We start from the raw sequence: 18,840 nt of genomic DNA on the forward strand, positions 1-18,840 counted from the left end.
GCCCGGCCGGGCAGCCGGCGGTGTGCGGTCGACAGCGGTCGGGTCAGCGGGCGGTACGTTCAAGCAGCGTGGTGTACAGGTTGGGGTCGCTGCTGCTGAGCTCGCGCAGCGCCGCCCGGTGCCCGGCGAACTCCGGCTGGGCCAGGGCGGTGCGGAAGGACTCCTCGTCCCGCCATTCGGCGACGTTCACGTACAGATGCGGCTCGTCGAGGTGGCGCAGGAGACGGTGCTGGATGAAGCCGGGCTGGGCGGCGAAGTAGGCCGACGTGGCGTCGAAGACCTTCTCGAACTCCTCGGCGTCGCCGGTGACGTGGAACCGGTTGATGAAAGTGATCACGGCTTGCTGCCCTTCGTCCCGTTCGGGCGGTCGTTCGGTAGCCCGGGTCGTGTAGCGGTGTGGTCGTGTGGTCGTACGGGGACGGCCGCCTGGCGTCGCCGCACCAGACTCCCCCGCTCGCGGCTTCGCTCGAGCGGGAAGTGCCCCCGGCGGGGCCGCCCTTCGGGCGACGACGAGAGTGTGCCGACAGGACCTAGAGCCCGCGTGGACCGGCCCCGGTCCGAGCGCGCCTCGACCGGGTTCGAGCAGGACTTGAGCCGTACCCCGGCGCGGCTCAGTCGGTGTGCCGCAGCATCGGCCCGACCCTTCCCGCGCCCCGCGGGCTCCCGCCGACCAAAGGAAGCCGACGTGGATCCGACCAGTCCCGCAGTCCTCGCCGAAGGGCTGCGCAAACGCTACGGCGACCGGCAGGCCCTCGACGGTTTCGACCTGCGGGTGCCGCAGGGCACCGTGCACGGGCTGCTCGGCCCCAACGGCGCGGGCAAGACCACCTCCGTGGGCGTCCTGTCGACGCTGCTCAGGGCCGACGAGGGGCGGGCCGAGGTCGCCGGGTTCGACGTGGCCCGGCAGGCCGCCGACGTACGCGCCCGGATCGGGCTCGTGGGCCAGTACGCCGCCGTGGACGAGGTGCTCAGCGGCCGCCAGAACCTGGTGATGTTCGGCCGCCTGTACCACCTCTCCCCGGCCGCCGCCCGCCGCCGCGCGGACGAGCTCCTGGAGCACTTCCGGCTCGCCGACACCGGGGCCACCCCGCTCAAGGCGTACTCGGGAGGCATGCGCCGTCGCCTCGACCTCGCGGCGAGCATGGTGCTCGCGCCGCCCGTGCTGTTCCTGGACGAGCCGACCACCGGGCTCGACCCGCGCAGCCGCGGCGAGGTGTGGGACGCGGTCCGGTCCCTGGTCTCCGGCGGTACCACGGTGCTGCTCACCACCCAGTACCTGGAGGAGGCCGACCAACTGGCCGACGCCATCTCCGTGATCGACACCGGCAAGGTGATCGCCGAGGGCACTCCCGACGAGCTCAAGGGCCGCGTCGGCGGCGACCGGATCGACGTCGTGGTCCGCCGACCCGGCGAACTGGCCGCCGGCGCGGCCGCGTTGGCCCGGGTCTGCGCCGGGGATCCGGACACCGACCCGGACACCCGGCGGGTCAGCGGCCGGGTCCTCGACCGTACGACCGCGCTCGCCGAGGTGGTCCGCGCCCTGGACCACGCCGAGGTCGAGGCCGAGGACATCGCCCTGCGCCGCCCCACGCTCGACGAGGTGTTCCTGCAGCTGACCGGGGACGACCCGGCCGCGCGGGGAGCCGACCGTACCCTTGAGGAGGTGGAGGCGTGAGCATCACCGCCCCGCGCCCCGGCGCGCTTCCGACGATCGCGCGCACCCCGCTCGCCCGGCTCCGCTGGGCCGTCGCCGACGCCTTGACCATCGCCCTGCGCGGTCTCACCCACTGGGTGCGCGAACCGGGCACGCTCATCGGGTCGTTGGTCTTCCCGGTGATGATGGTCCTGATGTTCGGCTACTTCTTCGGTGGCGCCATGCAGGTGCCCGGAGGCGGCAGTTACCGCGAGTTCCTGGTGCCGGGCATGTTCGTGATGACCATGGTCTTCGGCATGGGCGAGACCGTCACGGCCGTCGCCGCCGACAAGAACCGGGGCGTCACCGCGCGCTTCCGCAGCATGCCGATGGCGCCGTCCGCGGTGGTGGTCGGCCGGGCCGTGACCGACATGCTCGGCTCGCTGCTCGCCCTTGCCGTCCTGGCCGTGACCGGCCTGCTGATGGGCTGGCAGGCGCACGGCACGCTCGGCGACACCCTGCTCGCCGTGGGCCTGTTGCTGCTGCTCCGGTTCGCCCTGGTGTGGGCGGGGATCTATGTCGGGCTCCTCATGAAAGGCCCCGAGGGCATCACGCTCGTGCAGACCCTCGAATTCCCCGTCGGCTTCGTCACCAGCGCCTTCGTCGCACCGGCCACCATGCCGGGCTGGCTCGGCGGGATCGCCGAGTGGAACCCGCTGTCCTCCACGGTGCTCGCGGTGCGTGAGCTGTTCGGCAACCCGGGCTGGGGCGGCGACTCCTGGATCACCCAGCACGCGCTGCTCATGGCGGTGGTGTGGCCGGTGATCCTCTGCGCGGTCTTCTTCCCGCTGTCGGTACGGAAGTTCCGCAACCTGACCAACTGAGCGCCGTCGGCTCGGTGGCCGCCCCTGGGGGCTGCGCCCCCAGACCCCCGCTATCGACCTGAAGGCCTCGTCCGCAAACGCCGGACGGGCTGTGCTGAGCGCTCGCTACGACTGGGTCCGCTTGAGGATCGGTCGAGCGCGCCAGCACGCCGGGTCGATGCGTAGGACACTGGGGCGGCGCTTGTCCGTCACCGAGCGAGCGCGAGCCGTCCGCCGTCGGAGGAGAGCGAACGCATGACCTGGATCGGGCCGGACGAGGCCGAGCCGCTCGCGCGGTGCGCGGCCGTCTTCGAGCCGGGCGACCCGCCCCGCACCGGGCGGCTCACCTTCTGGAACCCCGACGGCTCGGCCCCGCCCGACGGCCTGCCCGTGGGCGAACCCGGCGAGGCCGGCCTCGTCACCACCGTCGACGGGGTGCCCGTGGTGCGCACCCTGCCCGTGCTGCGGCTCACCGTCGCCGAGGCGCTGCCGGTGCTCACTCTGGCCCGCCGCACCCAAGGCGACGGCGCACACCCGGCGGCCGCCTTCTGGGGTGCGGCCACCGCGCTCGCCCTCCATCTCACCGCTCGCGAGCGGCTGTTGCCCGGCGTCTCGCCCGGCGGCTACGACGCCTGGCGGGTCGGCCCTCTCGACCCCGAGGACGTGCTGGGCATCCGGGGCCTCGCCGCGGCCGCGCCCGCGACGGCCCGCGCCGTGCCCGTACCCGGCGCCGGGCCACTGCTGCTGCCCAGCGCAGCAGGGCAGCTGCGCGACTTCCTCGACGCGGTCGCCGACAGCCTGCCGCGCACTGCCGCTGCCCCGGTGGCCACCGGGCGGCCCGCGTTCAGCGCCGTCGCGCCGCAGCACGTGCCCCAACTCCGGTCCTGGGCCGACGAGATCTCCGCCGGGCTCGACTCGGGCGTACGGGTGGCGCTCCGCCTCGACCTCGACGCGGCGGACGACTCCGCAGACGTCACAGCCCCCGCCCTTTACCTGGTGCCCCAGGTGCACAGCCTCGCCGACCCCACCCTCGTCGCCGACGCCCCCGAACTCTTCTCCGGTACCCCGCCGCACGGCTTCGGGCCCCGCGCCCAGAGCGACACCGTGCTCTCCGTACGCCGTGCCGTCGAGGTGTGGGACCCGCTGGCACGGCTGCTGCCCGTGCCCGGCCGGATCGCCCTGGACGACCGGGAGATCAAGGACCTGCTCGGCGACGCCTCCGCCCGGCTGCGCGCCCACGGCGTCGACCTGCACTGGCCCGAGGACGCCACCCGCGCCCTGACCGCCCGCGCCGTCGTCGGCGCCGACCGTGACGCCCCCGACGACCTGCGCTCCTTCTTCACCGGCGAGGGCACCGTCGACTTCCGCTGGCAGCTGCTGCTCGACGGCGACCCGCTCACCGACGAGGAGACCGCATACGTCGCCGAGCAGAACCGGCCACTGGTACGGCTCCGCGGCCGCTGGACCCTGATCGACGCCGAGCTGTCCCGCAAGGCCGGCGAACGCGAACTCAAGCCGCTCACCGCCATCGAGGCGCTCGCCGTCGCCCTCACCGGTCACGCCGAGGTCGGCAAGGAACACGTGCGGGTCGCCCCCAGCGCCTGGCTGCTCGCGCTCCGCCGGCAGCTCGTCGACCCCGACGGCGGCAGCGAGCCCGTCGAGCAGCCCGCCGCACTCGCGGCGAAGCTGCGCGACTACCAACTGCGCGGCCTGCGCTGGCTGGACCGGATGACCGCACTCGGCCTCGGCGGCTGCCTCGCCGACGACATGGGACTCGGCAAGACCGTGCAGCTGATCTCCCTGCACCTGCGGCGCCAGGAGCACGAACAGAGCCGCGGCCCGACCCTGGTCGTCTGCCCCGCCTCGCTGCTCGGCAACTGGGAGCGCGAGGTCGGCCGGTTCGCGCCCGGCACCCCGGTGCGCCGTTTCCACGGCACCGGCCGCACCCTCGACGGCGCCGACGCGGGCTTCGTCCTCACCACCTACGGCACGATGCGCCTTGACGCGGAGCGCCTGGGCGCCCACCGCTGGAGCGCCGTCGTCGCCGACGAGGCCCAGCACGTCAAGAACCCGCTGTCCGGCACCGCCAAGGCACTGCGCCTCATCCCCGCCGACGCGAAGATCGCCCTGACCGGCACCCCGGTGGAGAACAACCTCTCCGAGCTCTGGTCCATCCTCGACTGGACCACCCCCGGACTCCTCGGCAGCCTCGGCCACTTCCGGCGCCGCTGGATGGCCCCGATCGAGGCCGAGCGGGCCGAGGCGGCCGAACTCGGGGCGCAGGACGGCGAGACCACCACGGGGCGCCTGGCCGAGCTCGTCCGCCCGTTCCTGCTGCGCCGCCGCAAGACCGACCCCGGCGTGGCACCCGAACTGCCGCCGAAGACCGAGACCGACCGCCCCGTCGAACTCACCCCTGAACAGCGGCGGTTGTACGAAACCCAGGTGCGCGAGGTCATGGCACAGATCCGCGCCACCGACGGCATCGCCCGCAGCGGCCTCGTGCTCAAGCTGCTCACCGGCCTCAAACAGATCTGCAACCACCCCGCACAGTTCCTCAAGGAGGAGCCCGGGGCCGGGGGCAGGCGTCTCACCGGCCGCTCCGGGAAACTGGACCTCCTCGACGACCTCCTGGACACCATCACCTCCGAGGACGGTGCCGCTCTCGTCTTCACGCAGTACGTGGCGATGGCCCGCCTGTTGGAACGCCACCTGTGGGACCGCGGCACCCCGGCCTTCCTCCTCCACGGCGGCACCCCCGTACCACGCCGCGAAGAACTCGTACGCCGCTTCCAGGACGGCGAGGCCCCCGTCTTCCTGCTCTCCCTGAAGGCCGCGGGCACCGGCCTGAACCTGACCCGCGCCGACCACGTCGTCCACTACGACCGCTGGTGGAACCCCGCCGTCGAGGCCCAGGCCACCGACCGCGCGTACCGCATCGGCCAGACCAAGCCCGTACAGGTGCACCGCATGATCGCCGAAGGCACGGTCGAGGACCGCATCGCGGCCCTCCTCGCATCCAAACAGGACCTGGCGGAGGCCGTACTGGGCGCCGGTGAGGGCGCGTTGACGGAACTGACCAACGACGAGCTGGCGAACCTCGTCGAGTTGAGGAGTGCGGAATGAGCGGCCGGGACGACGACACCACGGCACGCGGCTTCCCGGCCTTCGCCGCGCGCAAGGGCGGCCGGGCCCGCGGCCAGTCCTGGTGGGGCAAGGCGTGGACCGAGGCGATGGAGGACACCTCGCTCGACGAGGAGCCCCTGAAGAAGGGCCGCGCCTTCGCCCGCTCCGGCCACCTCGGCCCGATCACGGTCAGCCCCGGCCGGATCTTCACCCAGGCGTACGACGGCGCGGACGGCCCGTACGAGACGGCGGTGACGCTGGCGGAACTCTCCGACGAGGAGTGGGACCTGCTCTGGGAGAAGACCGCGGACCGGCCCGGGGAGCTGGAGGCGCTGCTCGCGGGTGAGCTGCCCCCAGACCTCCTGGAGGCCGCCGAGGACGCCCGCGTCCGGCTGCTTCCCGGCTACGGCGACCTCGAACCGGACTGCGACTGCGACGCGTTCGACCACCCCTGCAAGCACGCCGCGGCGCTCTGCTACCAGGCGTCCTGGCTGCTCGACGAGGACCCGCACCTGCTGTTCCTGATGCGCGGCCGCAGCACAGAGGCCGCCCTGGAGGAGCTGAAGGCGACGGTCCTGATGCGGGCGATGGAGGGGGAGGACGAGGAGGAGCACGAGGACCGGGACGAGGAGACCGGGGCGGACGCGGCGGCAGAGGACTCCGAGCAGTCCTCCGGGCAGTCCCCCTCCGAGAAGGAGCCCGGGCAGGCCGCCCCGGCCGACGCGGTCCCCGCGGCGGACGCCTACGCCGCGTCGCCGCTCCCGCTCCCCGAGCTTCCGGAGCTGCCCGCCCCGCCGGTGCAGCCCGACGAGCCACTGACGGGCATCGAGGCCGACCCCCTGGACCGCCTCGTCGCCGACGCGGCCCTGCGCGCCCGGGAGTTGCTCGCGTACACCCTCGGCCGTACGGCGGCACCCGCGCCCCCGCTCGACGCGTGGCGGGACACGGTCCGCATCGCGGCCACGCACCCCGACCCGAGAGCGGTGGACCGGCTGCGGCAGTCGTGCCCGGACCCGGCCCTGCTCGACCGTGCGGCGGCGGCGTGGCGCCTGGCAGGCGCGGCGGGCCTCGCCGTCCTGGAGGAGCCGTGGACCCCGCCGCAGCAGGAACTCGCGCGTGCACGGACGTCGTTGGGCGCGGCCTGGGCGGAGGACGAGCTGCCGGACATCGAGGCCGAGGAGAACCGGTGGACGCTGGTGGGGCGGGGGCTGCAGCTGCGGTACGGCCGTGACGCCCGCTGGTATCCCTACCGGGAGGACGCGGGGGAGTGGTGGCCGGCGGCTGCACCGCACGCCGACGCGGCGGACGCACTGGCGGAACTCCTGGGCGCCTAGGGCGTCTTCTTCCCCAGCCCCGCCCCTTCCCGAAAGCTTGCAGCAGCTTCGGGGGCCGCCGCCCCCGGACCCCCGCTTCCGTCGCGCTGAATGCGCTCGTCCGCAAGCGGGTCCTCAAGCGCCGGACGGGCTATCTACAGCCCCTCCGGCGCTTGAGGAGCGGGGCTGGGGAACGCACTACAGATCCACGACCACCCGGTCCCCGCGGATGCGGGACACGCACGGGTACATCACGTCCGTGCGGTCGCGGTCGGCCGGGGACAGAACGTCGTCGCGGTGCTCCGGTACGCCGCGCAGGACGCGGAGTTCGCAGCTGCCGCAGAGGCCGTCCTCGCAGGAGGCGGAGAGGCCCGGGGCCACCGACTCGCGCAGGGTGTCCAGCATGGACGTGTCCGCCGGTACCGTCACCACCTCGCCGCTGCCGGCCAGCTCGACCTCGAACGGCGTGTTGTCTGCGGGGTCGTAGGACTTCTCCGATGCCTCGAACCGCTCCAGGTGCAGCGTTCCCTCCGGACAGGACGACGGCATCAGTTCCTGCACCGCGTCCATCAGGGCGGAGGGACCGCAGACGTACACCGCCGTGCCCGCCGGGGCGTTGGCAAGGGTCACTGACAGATCCGGGCGGTCCGTCACGTCCCGGGCGTGCAGGGCGACCTTCTCCGGGCCGTATGCGGTGTCGAGCTCCTCCGCGAAGGCCATGGCCGCCCGCGTCCGGCCGACGTACACGAGCCGCCACTGGGCGCCGCGCCGTTCCACCTCCTGGATCATCGGCAGGAACGGCACGATGCCGATGCCACCCGCGATGAAGACGTAAGAGCCGGTCTCGGCGAGCGGGAAGTGGTTGCGCGGGCCGCGTACCGCGACGTGGTCGCCCGCCCGGAGCCCGTGCACCTCAAGGGAGCCGCCCCGGCCCGTCGGTTCGCGCAGCACCGCGACCCGGTACGCGGAGCGGTCCGCGGGGTCGCCGTGCAGCGAGTACTGGCGCAGCCGGCCCGAGGGCAGCACGAGGTCGATGTGCGCCCCTGGCGTCCACGGCGCCACCGGCTCCCCGGAGGCGGGCACCAGGTGCAGGTCGGCGACGCCGTCCGCGATCTCGTCGACCGCGTCGACGGTCACCGCCAGCTCCTGCGTGGCCCGTTCCTCTTCCTTCTGCGGCTCCGGCGCGTTCTGGGCGGTGCCGGTGTCGGTGCCGGTGCCGGTCGTCCGCTGCTGGGTCCGTGCCGCCTGGTACGTGCGGCCCCGCGGCGTACGGCCCCACGGCTTGTAGACCGAGATGATCGACGCGTACACGAGCAGCACGAACAGCGGCGGCACGGTCCACAGCAGGATCGTGCCCTCGGTACTCGGCGTGTAGCCGCCCCGTGCCTCGCCCGCCTGCTCCGCCGCGGTGATCACCAGCGGGTGGGTGTACGCCCAGGCGAAGACCAGCATGAAGAGCGCGATGCTCCCCTTGACGACCACCCACCAGTGGCGCAGCAGCCCCCACGGGGTGCCGGTGCCGAGCAGGACCCCGGTGATGAGACTGGCGAGGCCGACGATCGAGACGGTCGTCTCGTCGAAGACGTACATCGCGTAGTACGCGCCCTCGGCCACGCCGGGGTCCGTCGTGAAGTAGCCGATGACGGCGAGCGTGGCCATCGACAGGGAGAGTCCCATCCAGCCCACGGACGTGGAGATGTGCAGGGCGAGCGTCAACTTCCGTCCGCGAGAGCTGAGTTGGCGGGACATCTTGGTGTCCTTCCGCGATGTCTTCGGCTGCTTTCGCTCCTTGCTCTTCGTGCCCTTCGCGCTCTGAAGGGCCTGCTCGTTGCGCCCCGCTCCGGCCCGGGGCTCCGGCTCTTCCGCCTGCTTTGCCTGCTCGTTCGTGGGGGGTCGGGGCGTCCGGCCCCGGACGGCAGAGGACACGTGCGGCCTCTCTTTCCCTGCGTGATGGTCCGACAGCACAGACAGGTGAATATCTCATTCCGAACCCGTGTCACCCTCGACTCCTACTTGACTCCGACTTGAGAGTGCTTCGGGCTCTGCTCAGCTCCGGTGCGGTCTGGGCAAAGGTCGAGGACCACTCCGGCGGGTCTCCAGAGGGCTTTCCGATCCTGTCCGCACGGACCGCACCCGACCCGCGAAGGTGGATCAGACGTGACAATCTTGGTGACAGGAGCGACCGGGGCCGTGGGCCGCCACGTAGTCGCGGGGCTCGTCTCGGCGGGCGCCGACGTGCGGGCGCTGACCCGGGAGGCCGCCAAGGCGCAAACCCAACTCCCTGACGGAGTCCAGGTGTTCGAGGGCGACCTGACCCGCACCGAGTCCCTCGTCCCGGCCTTGGACGGCGTCGACGCGCTCTACCTCTTCCCGGTGCCCGAGACGGTCCACGAGGTGGTTGAGCAGGCCGTGGCCGCCGGGGTGCGCAAGGTCGTGGTGCTCTCCTCGTCCTCCGTGCTCGACACCTCCGGCGACAACCACAGCGGTGAGTACCACCGCACCGTGGAGCGCGCCGTCGAGGCCTCCGGCCTGGAGTGGACCTTCGTACGCCCGGACGAGTTCGCCACCAACATCCTCTGGAAGTGGGGCCACTCCATCCGTACCGAGGACGTCGTCCGCGCTCCGTACGGCGCCGCACCGCGCGTCCTCATCCACGAGGCGGACGTGGCCGCCGTCGCCGTGGCCGCGCTGCTCGGGGACGGGCACACCGGGGAGGCGTACGTCGTCACCGGGCCCGAGGCGATCACGCAGGCCGATCAGGTGACGGCAATCGCCGCCGCCGTCGGCCGGGACGTTGCCTTCGAGGAGATCACGCCGGGCGAGGCCCGCGCGCAGATGGGGCAGTTCATGCCGGAGCCGGTCGTCGAGATGGTGCTCGGCTACCTCGCCGACGCGATCGCCCACCCGCCCGTGCCGGTCGACACCGTCGAGCGCGTCACCGGCCGCCCGGCCCGCACCTTCGCCCAGTGGGCCGCGGACCACGCCGCCGACTTCGCCCCGCAGCCCGCACAGGAGACCGCACCGCAGACGGTCCAGGAGCGCAACAAGCAGATCGCCCTCGACTGCGCCGCCGCCTGGAACCGCTGGGAGCTGGACGGCATCCTCAAGCACTGGTCCCCGGACATCCGGCACTTCTCCGAGGACCGCCCCGTCGACACCCAGCAGATGATCGGTGCGATGAAGGGCGGTCTCGCCGCCTTCCCCGACCTCCACCTGGATGTCAAGAGCGCCGTCTCCGAGGGCGACCGGGTCATCCTGCGCATCAGCGTGACCGCCACGCACCTCGGCGAGTTCATGGGCAAGGCCCCGACCGGCAAGAAGGTCAGCTGGTACATGCTGGAGGAGCTGCGCTTCAACGACGAAGGCAAGATCATCGAGCACTACGACGTCTTCAACTACCTGCCGATGCTCAAGGAGCTGGGCTTCGTCGCTGCGGACGTGCTGTGAGCGCACTGACGGCTCTCCCTTCCGCGCCCGCTTCCCTCACCGAGGTCGCCGACGGCGTGTGGGCGCATGTGCAGCCCGACGGCGGCTGGTGCCTCAACAACTCCGGCATCCTCGTCTCGGACGGCGAGAGCGCCCTCGTCGACACCGCCGCCACCGTCGAACGTGCCCTGCGGCTGCGGGAGTCGGCCCTTGACCTGGCGCCCCGGCCGCCGCGGCTGCTCGTCAACACGCACTTCCATGGCGACCACACCTTCGGCAACTCGCTCTTCCCGGAGGCCGTCACGGTCGCCCACGAGCGGACCCGTACGGCGATGGACGCGGCGGGGCTGCATCTGACCGGGCTCTGGCCCGACGTGTGCTGGGGCGACATCGAGGTGGACCTGCCCGAGCTCACCTTCCGCGACCGCCTGACCTTGTACGTCGGCGCCTTGCGGGCCGAGGTGCTGCACATCGGGCCCGCCGCGCACACCACCGACGACACCGTGGTCTGGCTGCCCGAGCAGCGCGTCCTTTTCACCGGCGACCTGGTGATGAACGGCGTCACGCCGTTCGTGCCCATGGGCTCGGTCACCGGGTCCCTGGCCGCCCTTGACCGGCTGCGCGCGCTCGGGCCGCGGGTCGTGGTGCCCGGCCACGGGCCGGTCGGCGGGACCGGGATGTTCGACGTCAACGAGCGCTATCTGCGCTGGGTCTGGGACCTGGCCGGGCGGGCCCTCGCCGAGGGGCGCGCACCGCTTGAGGCCGCCCGCGCCGCCGACCTCGGCGAGTTCGCCGGGCTCCTGGACGCGGAACGCCTCGTACCCAATCTGCACCGCGCACAGGCCGAGCTGCGGGGTGCCGAGCCCGGCGCTCCGCTCGATATCGGGGCGCTGTTCGCGGAGATGGTGGAGTATCACGGCAGCCTGCCGGAGTGCCGCGCGTAACCGCCGCTCCCGCACAGCCCGCAGAACTACGGAGCCCGGGCCGGCATCGTCGGCCCGGGCTCCGTAGCGTCCACACTCCATCCCGCATGCAAAGATACGTTGCCAGGTAGAGAGGTTTTTGATTTCCGCTCAAGTGCCTCACGAGTTGAATTCAAGATGAGATCAAGCGACTCTTGAGCGGTCTTCGAGTATCCCTTCGGCTGGCCTGGTCGCATAAAGAAGGGATGCTGTGCCCCGGTTGTCCCGGTGCACAGCATCCCCTTGAGAAGCGGCGCTCGCTCAGCCCGTCTTGCGGCGGAAGTAGCGCTTGCCTCCGGCCGGGCTACTCGTACCGTTCGCCCTGACCTTGCCCTCGTCGCGGACCCGACGGGATGCTCCGCCCCGCGCCTTGCGCTCAAGCGCCTCACGGAACTTCCGCTTTGCGTCGTTGTCGGCTGCGTTGCCTTGTGGCGTATTAGCCATACGAACCTCCTCGGCAAATCGACGGCGAATACAGCGTGCCATGGAAGAGGGAATTGGACGAGGTCGAATTCAGGCCTTCGCTTTGTGATCAGCGGCCGGAAAGCTGAATTGCTTATGCAATTTGAGAGGGTGAGGGAGGGGCGAGTTCGGTCGTCGCTTCGCACCGCTCTCCCGCCTCATCGCCGCCGTCTCCGTCCTCCTGGTCGGTCCGCCCCGGCAGCAGCGGGCTGAGGACCGCCGTCAGCAGGAAGACCGCGACGTTGTACCAGAGGGCCTTGGTCAGCGCGCCTCCCGACAGCCCCGCATCACCGTTGCCGTGCTCGCCAACGAGGCCGAAGAAGATCAGGCCGACCACCGCGATGCCCGTGGCGGAGCCGAGCTGCATGAAGGCGTTGACCACACCGGAGCCGACACCGGAGTCCTTCGGGGGCACATCGCCGAGAACCACGGCGGTCAGGACCGGCGAACACAGACCCATGCCGACCCCCATGACCACGCCGGCCACGACCACGTGCCACAGGGCCAGGCCGGTGCCCGCACCGCGTACGACCGCCATCGCCGTCAGCACTCCGGTGGCAAGGACCAGCGACCCGATGCCCACCCAGGTGCGTCCGCTCACCGACTTGATCCGCCAGGCGACCTGGGTCGCGGCGATGATCGCCAGCGGCCATGCGGACGTCGCAAGGGCGGTACGCCACACGGACCAGCCGAGGCCGAACTGCAGATGGTAGGTGAGCACCAGGAAGAAGGAGCTGATGCCGGTGTAGAAGAGCAGGGTGACGAGCAGGCCGACCCGGAAGGATCGTGGCACGAACAGCGGCGGCGGAATCAGCGCCGAGCCGTCCCGCCGGTGGCGGGCCCGCTGATACCGCGCGAACACCACCGCCAGCGCGCCGGCCGCCACCATGGCGGCGAACATCCAGCCGGGCCAGCCCTGTTCACGCCCCTGCACCAGCGGGTACATCAGGCCGACCGCCACCGCGGCAAGCAGCACCACACCGACCAGGTCGACCCGCAGTGGCTCGTCCGACCGGCTCTCGGGCACGAAGACCGCCGCAAGGGCCAGGGTCAGCAGGCCCAGGGGCACATTGACCAGGAAGACCGAACGCCAGCCGAGGCCAAGGAGATCCAGCTCGGTCAGCACCCCGCCGAGCAACGGGCCGCTGACACTGCCCACGATGAGCCCGACCCCGACGAGGGTGAACGCGTTGGCCCACTCCTCACGACGGAACAGCGTGACGACCACCGCCATGGTCTGAGGCACCATCAGCGCCGCCATGAGCCCCTGCACGAACCGCCCCGCCACCAGCATCTCGCCGCTGGCCGAGAAGCCGCACACCACCGAGGCCACGGTGAATCCCGCGACCCCCAGCATGAAGATCCGTTTACGGCCGAAAATGTCACCGAGCCGTCCACCGGTGATCAGCAGCAGCCCGAAGGCGAGCACGTAACCGGCCAGCGTCCACTGGGCCATGGCGTAGTCGCTGTCCAGATCCCGCTGGATGGCGGGCAGAACGACCGTGACGATGGACGCGTCCAGCGTGTCCAGGAACATCGCCGCACCGACGATCGCCAGCGCCAGCCAGCGGCGGCGCGACCTCTCCTCGGCCGGGGGGTGCACAGGGGTCTCGGGCATATCACAGACCTTTCAGGACGTTGTCGAGCGCCTCGTCCATCTCGTCGAGCGTCAGTTCCTGCGCGGCCTGCAGCGCTTCCGCGGTGCGCTGCGCCTCCACGGCCGCCCGATCCTGCGGCGGGCCGGACCGCTCGGGCCCGTGGTTGAGATCGAGCCGTACGTAGAGGAACTCGGCGATCGCCCGCGGCGTCGGATAGTCGAACGCCAAGGTGCTGGGCAGCGTCGCCTGGACGTACTTGGAGAGCCGGTTGCGCACCTCCACCGCCATCAGCGAGTCCAGGCCGAACTCCTTGAGCGGCTTGTCCGCCGCCACCGCGTCGGCACCGGTGAGGCCCATGACACCCCCGACCTCGCCCTGCACGACGGCGAGCAGCTCCGCGGCCCGCTCGGCGTCGGAGAGAGCGGCCAGCCGCTCCGCGAACGAGGTCTCCCGCGGGCCCTGCCGGTGCACCTGGCGCAGCTGCGGCCGCACGAGCGAGCGCAGCAGTGCCGGGGCGCCGCTGTCGCCGCGCAGCGAGGCGACGGACAGCTTCAGCGGGACCAGGAGCTGCTCCGGCCGGAGCAGCGCCGCGTCGAACAGCGCCATGCCCTCGTCCGCCGACAGCGCCTGGGCGCCCCGGCGGTGTACACGGCGCAGCTCGGCGTCGCCGAGACGCGCCGTCATCCCGGTGCCGCCCGGGGCCCACAGCCCCCAGGCGAGGCTGACGGCGGGCAGGCCGCGCTTGCGCCGGTGGGCGGCGAGCATGTCCAGGAACGTGTTGGCCGCCGCGTAGTTGCTCTGCCCGGGCGCCCCGAGCATGCCCGCGGCGGAGGAGAACAGGACGAACGCCGCGAGGTCCAAGTCCGCGGTCAGTTCGTGCAGATGGAGGGCGCCCGCCACCTTCGGCTCAAGCACCTGCCGGAACCGCTCGGCGGTCTGGTTCTGCACGACCCCGTCGTCCAGGACGGCAGCCAGGTGCACCACCGCGGTCAGCGGATGGTCGCCGGGGACGGCGGCCAGGACCGAGGCGACGTCGTCCCGGCGCGCGACGTCACAGGCCGCCACGGCGACGGACTCGGCGCCCGCCTCCCGCAGTTCCCGGACGAGCTCGGCGGCCCCCGGCGCATCCGGGCCGCGGCGGGAGGTCAGCACCAGGTGACGGATGCCGTGGGTACGCACCAGGTGGTGCGCCACCAACTGCCCCAGCTCACCGGTGCCGCCGGTGAGGAGCACGGTGCCGTCCGGGTCCAGGGCGCGCGGCACCGTGAGGACGATCTTGCCCACATGGCGGCCCTGCGCCATGTGCCGGAACGCACTGGGCGCTTCGCGCACGTCGAACGCCGTGCACGGCAGCGGTGTGACGACGCCCCGTTCAAGCAGCCCCACGATGTCCAGGAGCATCTCCTGGACCCGGTCCGCACCACTGTCCCGCAGGTCGTACGCCTGGTACGCGACGCCCGGATGGTCCGCCGAGACCTGTTCGGTATCCCTGATGTCGGTCTTGCCCATCTCCAGGAAGCGGCCCCCGCGGGGCATCAGACGCAGCGACGCGTCCACGAACTCCCCGGTCAGCGAGTTCAGTACGACGTCGAAGCCACGGCCGTCGGTGGCGTCCCGCCAGGCGGCCTCGAAGCCGGTGTCGCGCGAGGAGGCGATGCGGTCGTCGGACAGCCCGAGGCGGCGCAGTTGGTCCCACTTGCCCGGACTGGCCGTGCCGTACACCTCGGCGCCGAGATGCCGGGCGAGCTGCAGGGCCGCCATACCGACACCGCCGGCCGCGGCGTGCACAAGCAGACGCTCTCCGGCCCGCAGCCCGGCCAGGTCGCGCAGACCGTAGTACGCGGTGAGGAACACCAGCGGAACGGTGGCCGCCTGCGCGAACGAGAGCCCGCCCGGGATCCGCACCATGAGCCGCGCGTCCACGCACACTTCGGTGCCGAACGTCCCCGTCGCCAGGCCCATCACCCGGTCGCCGGGGCGCAGCCCGGTGACGTCGGGGGCGGCCTCCACCACGACACCGGCGCATTCGAGCCCGAGGCGCGGAGAGTAGACCATGTCGAGGGCGTTGAGGACGTCCCGGAAGTTCATGCCGGAGGCACGGATCGCCACCCTGATCTGGCCGGGCTGCAGCGGCTGCGTCCCGGTGGGCCGGAACTCCAGCGTGTCAAGCCGTCCCCGCTCCCCGATGTCCAGGTGCCAGGGCGCGGCGCCCGGCTCCGGTGCCACCGCGGCGTCCGCTGCGGGGACGAGCTGCAGCCGAGGTACGAGCAGGGTGCCGCCCCGCAGCACCAGTTCTGGTTCGTCTCGTACGCCCAGAGCCCGGGCCAGCACGGCGCGGTCGGTCACGTCGGATCCCACGTCGACCAACCGCAGCGAGCGGTCCGGGTGTTCGGCGCGCACCGCGCGCAGCAGACCGGCCAGCGGTGCGTCCGCGAGCGAGGACGACCGGTCCTCCGGGCGGGCCCGGGCGGCGTCCCGGGTGACCCAGATCAGCTCGCAGGCGTCGAGGACCGGGTCGGACAGGAAGTTCTGCACCTGGTGCAGCGCCCGGATCGCCGCGTCCTGGGCGTCCCGGGCCGCCTGGCCCGCCGCGTCCGTGGCGTCCACGCCGTCTGCGGCGCCGGGGCTGCCGGTCGCTCCGGTCAGGTCGACGACTATCCGCTCCGGGACGTCGTCGCCGAAGTCCGGCAGGCCGCCGCCCGTGGTGGCGACGGTCTCCACGCCCAGCCACTCGGCGACGAAACCGCCCTCGCCGGTGACCACGAGCGTCGCGGAGTCCAGGCCGGTCCCGGTGTTGTCCGCGGCCGGGTCGAGCTCCTTGTGTTCAAGGCGGTACAGGTGCTCGGTGGGCGTCCCCGCGGCGGCGGCCTTGCGCAGCTGGTCCATATCGGCCCGGCGCGCCTCAAGCCCCCCGACGGTGAGTACCGGCTCGCCGGTGGTGTCGACGACGTCGATCCGCACGGTCGTGTCGCTGGTGTGCTCGGCCCGGACGCGCAACTCGGTGCCGCCGGTGGCGCGCAGGCTGATCTGCGACCAGGCGAACGGCATGAGGACAGTGCCGGACCCCTCCTCGTCTGCGTCGTCCGAGGCCCGCTCGGACCCGGCCGCCGCCAGGAGGTGCAGGGCGGCGTCCAGCAACGCGGGATGGACGCCGTATCCGGCGACCGACTCCGGGGTGCCGTCCGGCAGCCGCACCACTCCGTAGACGGTGTTCCCGGACCGCCATGCCTCCCTAAGGCCCTGGAAGAGCGTCCCGTACTCAAGTCCCTGGGAGTGACAGCGTTCGTAGAAGCCGTCCAGTCCGATGCGTTCGGCCCCCGGCACGGGCCAGGCCACCGGCCAGGCGGCAGGGCTTCCGGCGCCGGAGGCCGACCCTGCCGCCCCTGCGTCCGCGGGGCCCTGGACAGGCTCAGCGTCGTCCGTCAGAACACCCGTGGCATGCCGGATCCACGCACCGGCGGCGGCCGCGTTCTCCGGCTGGCTGTGGACGACGACGGGGCGCCGCCCTTCGCCGTCCGCGGCGTCGACCCGCACCTGGAGGCGCAGCGGCACGTCGGGGTGCAGCACGAGCGGCTGCTCCAGGGTCAGTTCACCGACCCCGGCCGCGCCGACCGCCCTCGCCGCGGCCAGCGCCATGTCAAGCAGCCCCGTGCCGGGCACGAGGACCGTGCCGGCGATCGCGTGGTCCGCGAGCCAGGGCTGGTCGGCCAGGGAAATACGGCCAGTGAGCAGATGTCCGGCACCGTCCGCCATCGCCGTGGCCGCCCCCAGCCACGGGTGCCCGGACGCGACAAGACCCAACGAACCGGCGTCGCCCGCACCGCCACCCGCGGAGGCCGCCGGGCCGGGCCAGTAGCGCTGCCGCTGGAACGCGTACGTGGGCAGGTCCGCCGGGGCGGCCGCCCCGGGGAACAGTACGGACAGGTCCACCGGGTGCCCCTCGCAGTGCAGGGCGGCGAGCGAGCGCAGCAGCTGCGCCCCGTCGCCCCGCTCCCGCGCCAGGCTGCCCACGACGACGCCGCCGCTCTCGGAGCACGCGTCGGTGAGCGGCATCCCAAGTACCGGGTGCGGGCTGACCTCGACGAACACGCCGTACCCGGCCTCGTTGAGGCTGTGCAGAGCGCCGTCGAGCCGGACGGTCTCCCGCAGATTGCGGCACCAGTACGCCGCGTCGAGCTCCGTACCCTCGACGACGTTGCCGGTGACCGTGGAGTAGAACGGAACGGACCACGGGCGAGGGCTGAGCGTGGCCAGTTCGTCGGCGAGCCCCGGCAGGATCGGGTCCATGTGGGCGCTGTGCCCGGCCACGTCGCACTGCACCCGGCGGCAGAACACCTCACGCCCTTCCAACTCGGCGAGCAGCCTCTCCACGGCGTCGACATCACCCGACACCACCGTGGACGTGGCCGTATTGACCACCGCCACGGACAGCGCGTCCCCGTACGGCGCGATCAGCTCCTCGACCTCGGCGACGGGCAGCTCCAGGAGGGCCATGCCACCGCGCCCGCTGCACTCGCGCAGCTGTGCCTGGCTGCGCAGCGCCACCACCCGGGCACCGTCCTCCAACGACAGCGCCCCGGCCACCACCGCGGCCGGAACCTCGCCCTGGCTGCTGCCGACCACGGCCTCCGGCTCGACACCGAGGGACCGCCAGTGGGCGGCCAGGGCGACCATGACGGTGAACAGCGCGGGCTGCAGTACGTCGATGCGGTCGAACGGGGGCACGTCGCGCTGGTGCTCCGGAGAGAGGGCTTCGTCCGTCGTGCTGAGGAGCTCACGGACGGACCAGCCGGTCCAGGGCAGCAGAGCCGCGTCGCACGCCTCAACCGCCGCGCGGAACACGGGTGACTCGACGAGCAGGTGACGCCCCATCCCCCGCCACTGGCTTCCCTGTCCGGGAAAGACGAAGACGACCTTGCCGCGCTCGCGCGCCGTGCCCGTCACAAGCCGAGGGTGGGAGATGCCGTCCGCGAGCGCGCGCAGGGCAGCCGCGGCCTCTTCGGTCGTCTCCGCGACAGCACACGCACGGTGCTCCAGCTGGATACGCCGCAGGGCCGCGGTCGCCGCCACGTCTCGCAGCGGTACGTCGGAGTGGCCCGCGAGCCAGTCGGCCCACCGCCCGGCCTGCGCCCGCAGCGCGGCGTCGTCGGCACCCGAAACGACCAGGGGAAGGGCCACATCCGAGCGGCCTGCCGGGGCGCTGCCCCGCGCGGAGTCCCCTTCCGTGGGGTTGCCGTCCGTCGAGGGCACTTCGGCCGGGGCTTCCTCGATGACCACGTGGGCGTTGGTGCCGCTGAGCCCGAACGACGACACACCCGCGCGCCGCACCCGCGCCTCATCCCGTTCCCACGGCCGTGCCTCCTGGAGCAGGGTGAGGCCGGTGTTGTCCCAGTCGATGCTTGGGCTGGGCTGTTCGGCGTGGAGGGTCTGGGGGAGGGTTTCGTGCTGGAGGGCGAG

11 protein-coding genes are annotated in these 18,840 nt (G+C 72.4%); 6 read left to right on the plus strand and 5 right to left on the minus strand.

The features are described 5' to 3' along the window. Window positions 1–43 precede the first annotated feature (43 nt). Window positions 44–337: an antibiotic biosynthesis monooxygenase family protein gene (locus tag ACWD10_RS36185; protein ID WP_451097948.1), complete on the minus strand. Its 294-nt coding sequence runs from the start codon at window positions 335–337 to the stop codon at window positions 44–46. A 348-nt stretch (window positions 338–685) separates the two neighbouring features. On the opposite strand from ACWD10_RS36185, the gene ACWD10_RS36190 reads away from it, so the two are divergent. From ACWD10_RS36190 to ACWD10_RS36205, 4 genes are all read left to right on the plus strand, one after another. Then, window positions 686–1,675 carry an ATP-binding cassette domain-containing protein gene (locus ACWD10_RS36190; protein ID WP_451097949.1) on the plus strand — a complete coding sequence of 330 codons (990 nt, stop codon included), beginning with the start codon at window positions 686–688 and terminating at the stop codon, window positions 1,673–1,675. 2 nt (window positions 1,676–1,677) lie between these two features. Continuing rightward, the gene (locus ACWD10_RS36195; RefSeq protein ID WP_451097956.1) at window positions 1,678–2,517 is read left to right on the plus strand and encodes an ABC transporter permease; all 840 of its coding nucleotides are present in this window, start codon (window positions 1,678–1,680) and stop codon (window positions 2,515–2,517) included. A gap of 234 nt (window positions 2,518–2,751) precedes the next feature. Further along, entirely contained in the window at window positions 2,752–5,622 is a 2,871-nt protein-coding gene (locus ACWD10_RS36200; RefSeq protein ID WP_451097950.1) for a DEAD/DEAH box helicase, read from the plus strand. Then, window positions 5,619–6,956, plus strand: coding sequence for an SWIM zinc finger family protein (locus ACWD10_RS36205; protein WP_451097951.1), 1,338 nt, complete (start codon window positions 5,619–5,621; stop codon window positions 6,954–6,956). The genes ACWD10_RS36200 and ACWD10_RS36205 overlap by 4 nt, the downstream gene beginning before the upstream one ends. A 177-nt stretch (window positions 6,957–7,133) precedes the next feature. On the opposite strand, the gene ACWD10_RS36210 is transcribed toward ACWD10_RS36205, so the two are convergent. Next, a complete protein-coding gene (locus ACWD10_RS36210) occupies window positions 7,134–8,684 on the minus strand; it encodes a PDR/VanB family oxidoreductase (RefSeq protein WP_451097952.1) in 1,551 nt (516 codons plus the stop codon). Window positions 8,685–9,104: 420 nt separating this feature from the next. Here ACWD10_RS36210 and ACWD10_RS36215 point away from each other — a divergent pair, with 420 nt between their 5' ends. Then, window positions 9,105–10,382 carry an ester cyclase gene (locus ACWD10_RS36215; RefSeq protein ID WP_451097957.1) on the plus strand — a complete coding sequence of 426 codons (1,278 nt, stop codon included), beginning with the start codon at window positions 9,105–9,107 and terminating at the stop codon, window positions 10,380–10,382. A gap of 5 nt (window positions 10,383–10,387) precedes the next feature. Beyond that, a complete protein-coding gene (locus ACWD10_RS36220; RefSeq protein WP_451097958.1) occupies window positions 10,388–11,305 on the plus strand; it encodes an MBL fold metallo-hydrolase in 918 nt (305 codons plus the stop codon). Between the two features lie 279 nt (window positions 11,306–11,584). On the opposite strand, the gene ACWD10_RS36225 is transcribed toward ACWD10_RS36220, so the two are convergent. The 3 genes from ACWD10_RS36225 to ACWD10_RS36235 all read right to left on the minus strand — a co-directional run. Then, window positions 11,585–11,767 (minus strand): DUF5302 domain-containing protein, encoded by a 183-nt coding sequence (locus ACWD10_RS36225; protein WP_451097953.1) that lies wholly within the window; start codon window positions 11,765–11,767, stop codon window positions 11,585–11,587. A gap of 112 nt (window positions 11,768–11,879) precedes the next feature. Next, window positions 11,880–13,403 carry an MFS transporter gene (locus ACWD10_RS36230; RefSeq protein ID WP_451097954.1) on the minus strand — a complete coding sequence of 508 codons (1,524 nt, stop codon included), beginning with the start codon at window positions 13,401–13,403 and terminating at the stop codon, window positions 11,880–11,882. Between the two features lies 1 nt (window position 13,404). Then, window positions 13,405–18,840 (minus strand): SDR family NAD(P)-dependent oxidoreductase (locus ACWD10_RS36235; RefSeq protein WP_451097955.1); only part of this gene is annotated, 5,436 nt, incomplete at its 5' end.

The sequence above is a fragment of the Streptomyces sp. NPDC002851 genome (assembly GCF_053591935.1).

Excerpts from the sequence above, each read along its gene's own strand:
- ACWD10_RS36200 (WP_451097950.1), top strand. The coding sequence starts at position 2,752 with ATGACCTGGATCGGGCCGGACGAGGCCGAGCCGCTCGCGCGGTGCGCG.
- ACWD10_RS36225 (WP_451097953.1), bottom strand. The coding sequence starts at position 11,767 with ATGGCTAATACGCCACAAGGCAACGCAGCCGACAACGACGCAAAGCGG.
- ACWD10_RS36205 (WP_451097951.1), top strand. The coding sequence starts at position 5,619 with ATGAGCGGCCGGGACGACGACACCACGGCACGCGGCTTCCCGGCCTTC.
- ACWD10_RS36230 (WP_451097954.1), bottom strand. The coding sequence starts at position 13,403 with ATGCCCGAGACCCCTGTGCACCCCCCGGCCGAGGAGAGGTCGCGCCGC.
- ACWD10_RS36210 (WP_451097952.1), bottom strand. The coding sequence starts at position 8,684 with ATGTCCCGCCAACTCAGCTCTCGCGGACGGAAGTTGACGCTCGCCCTG.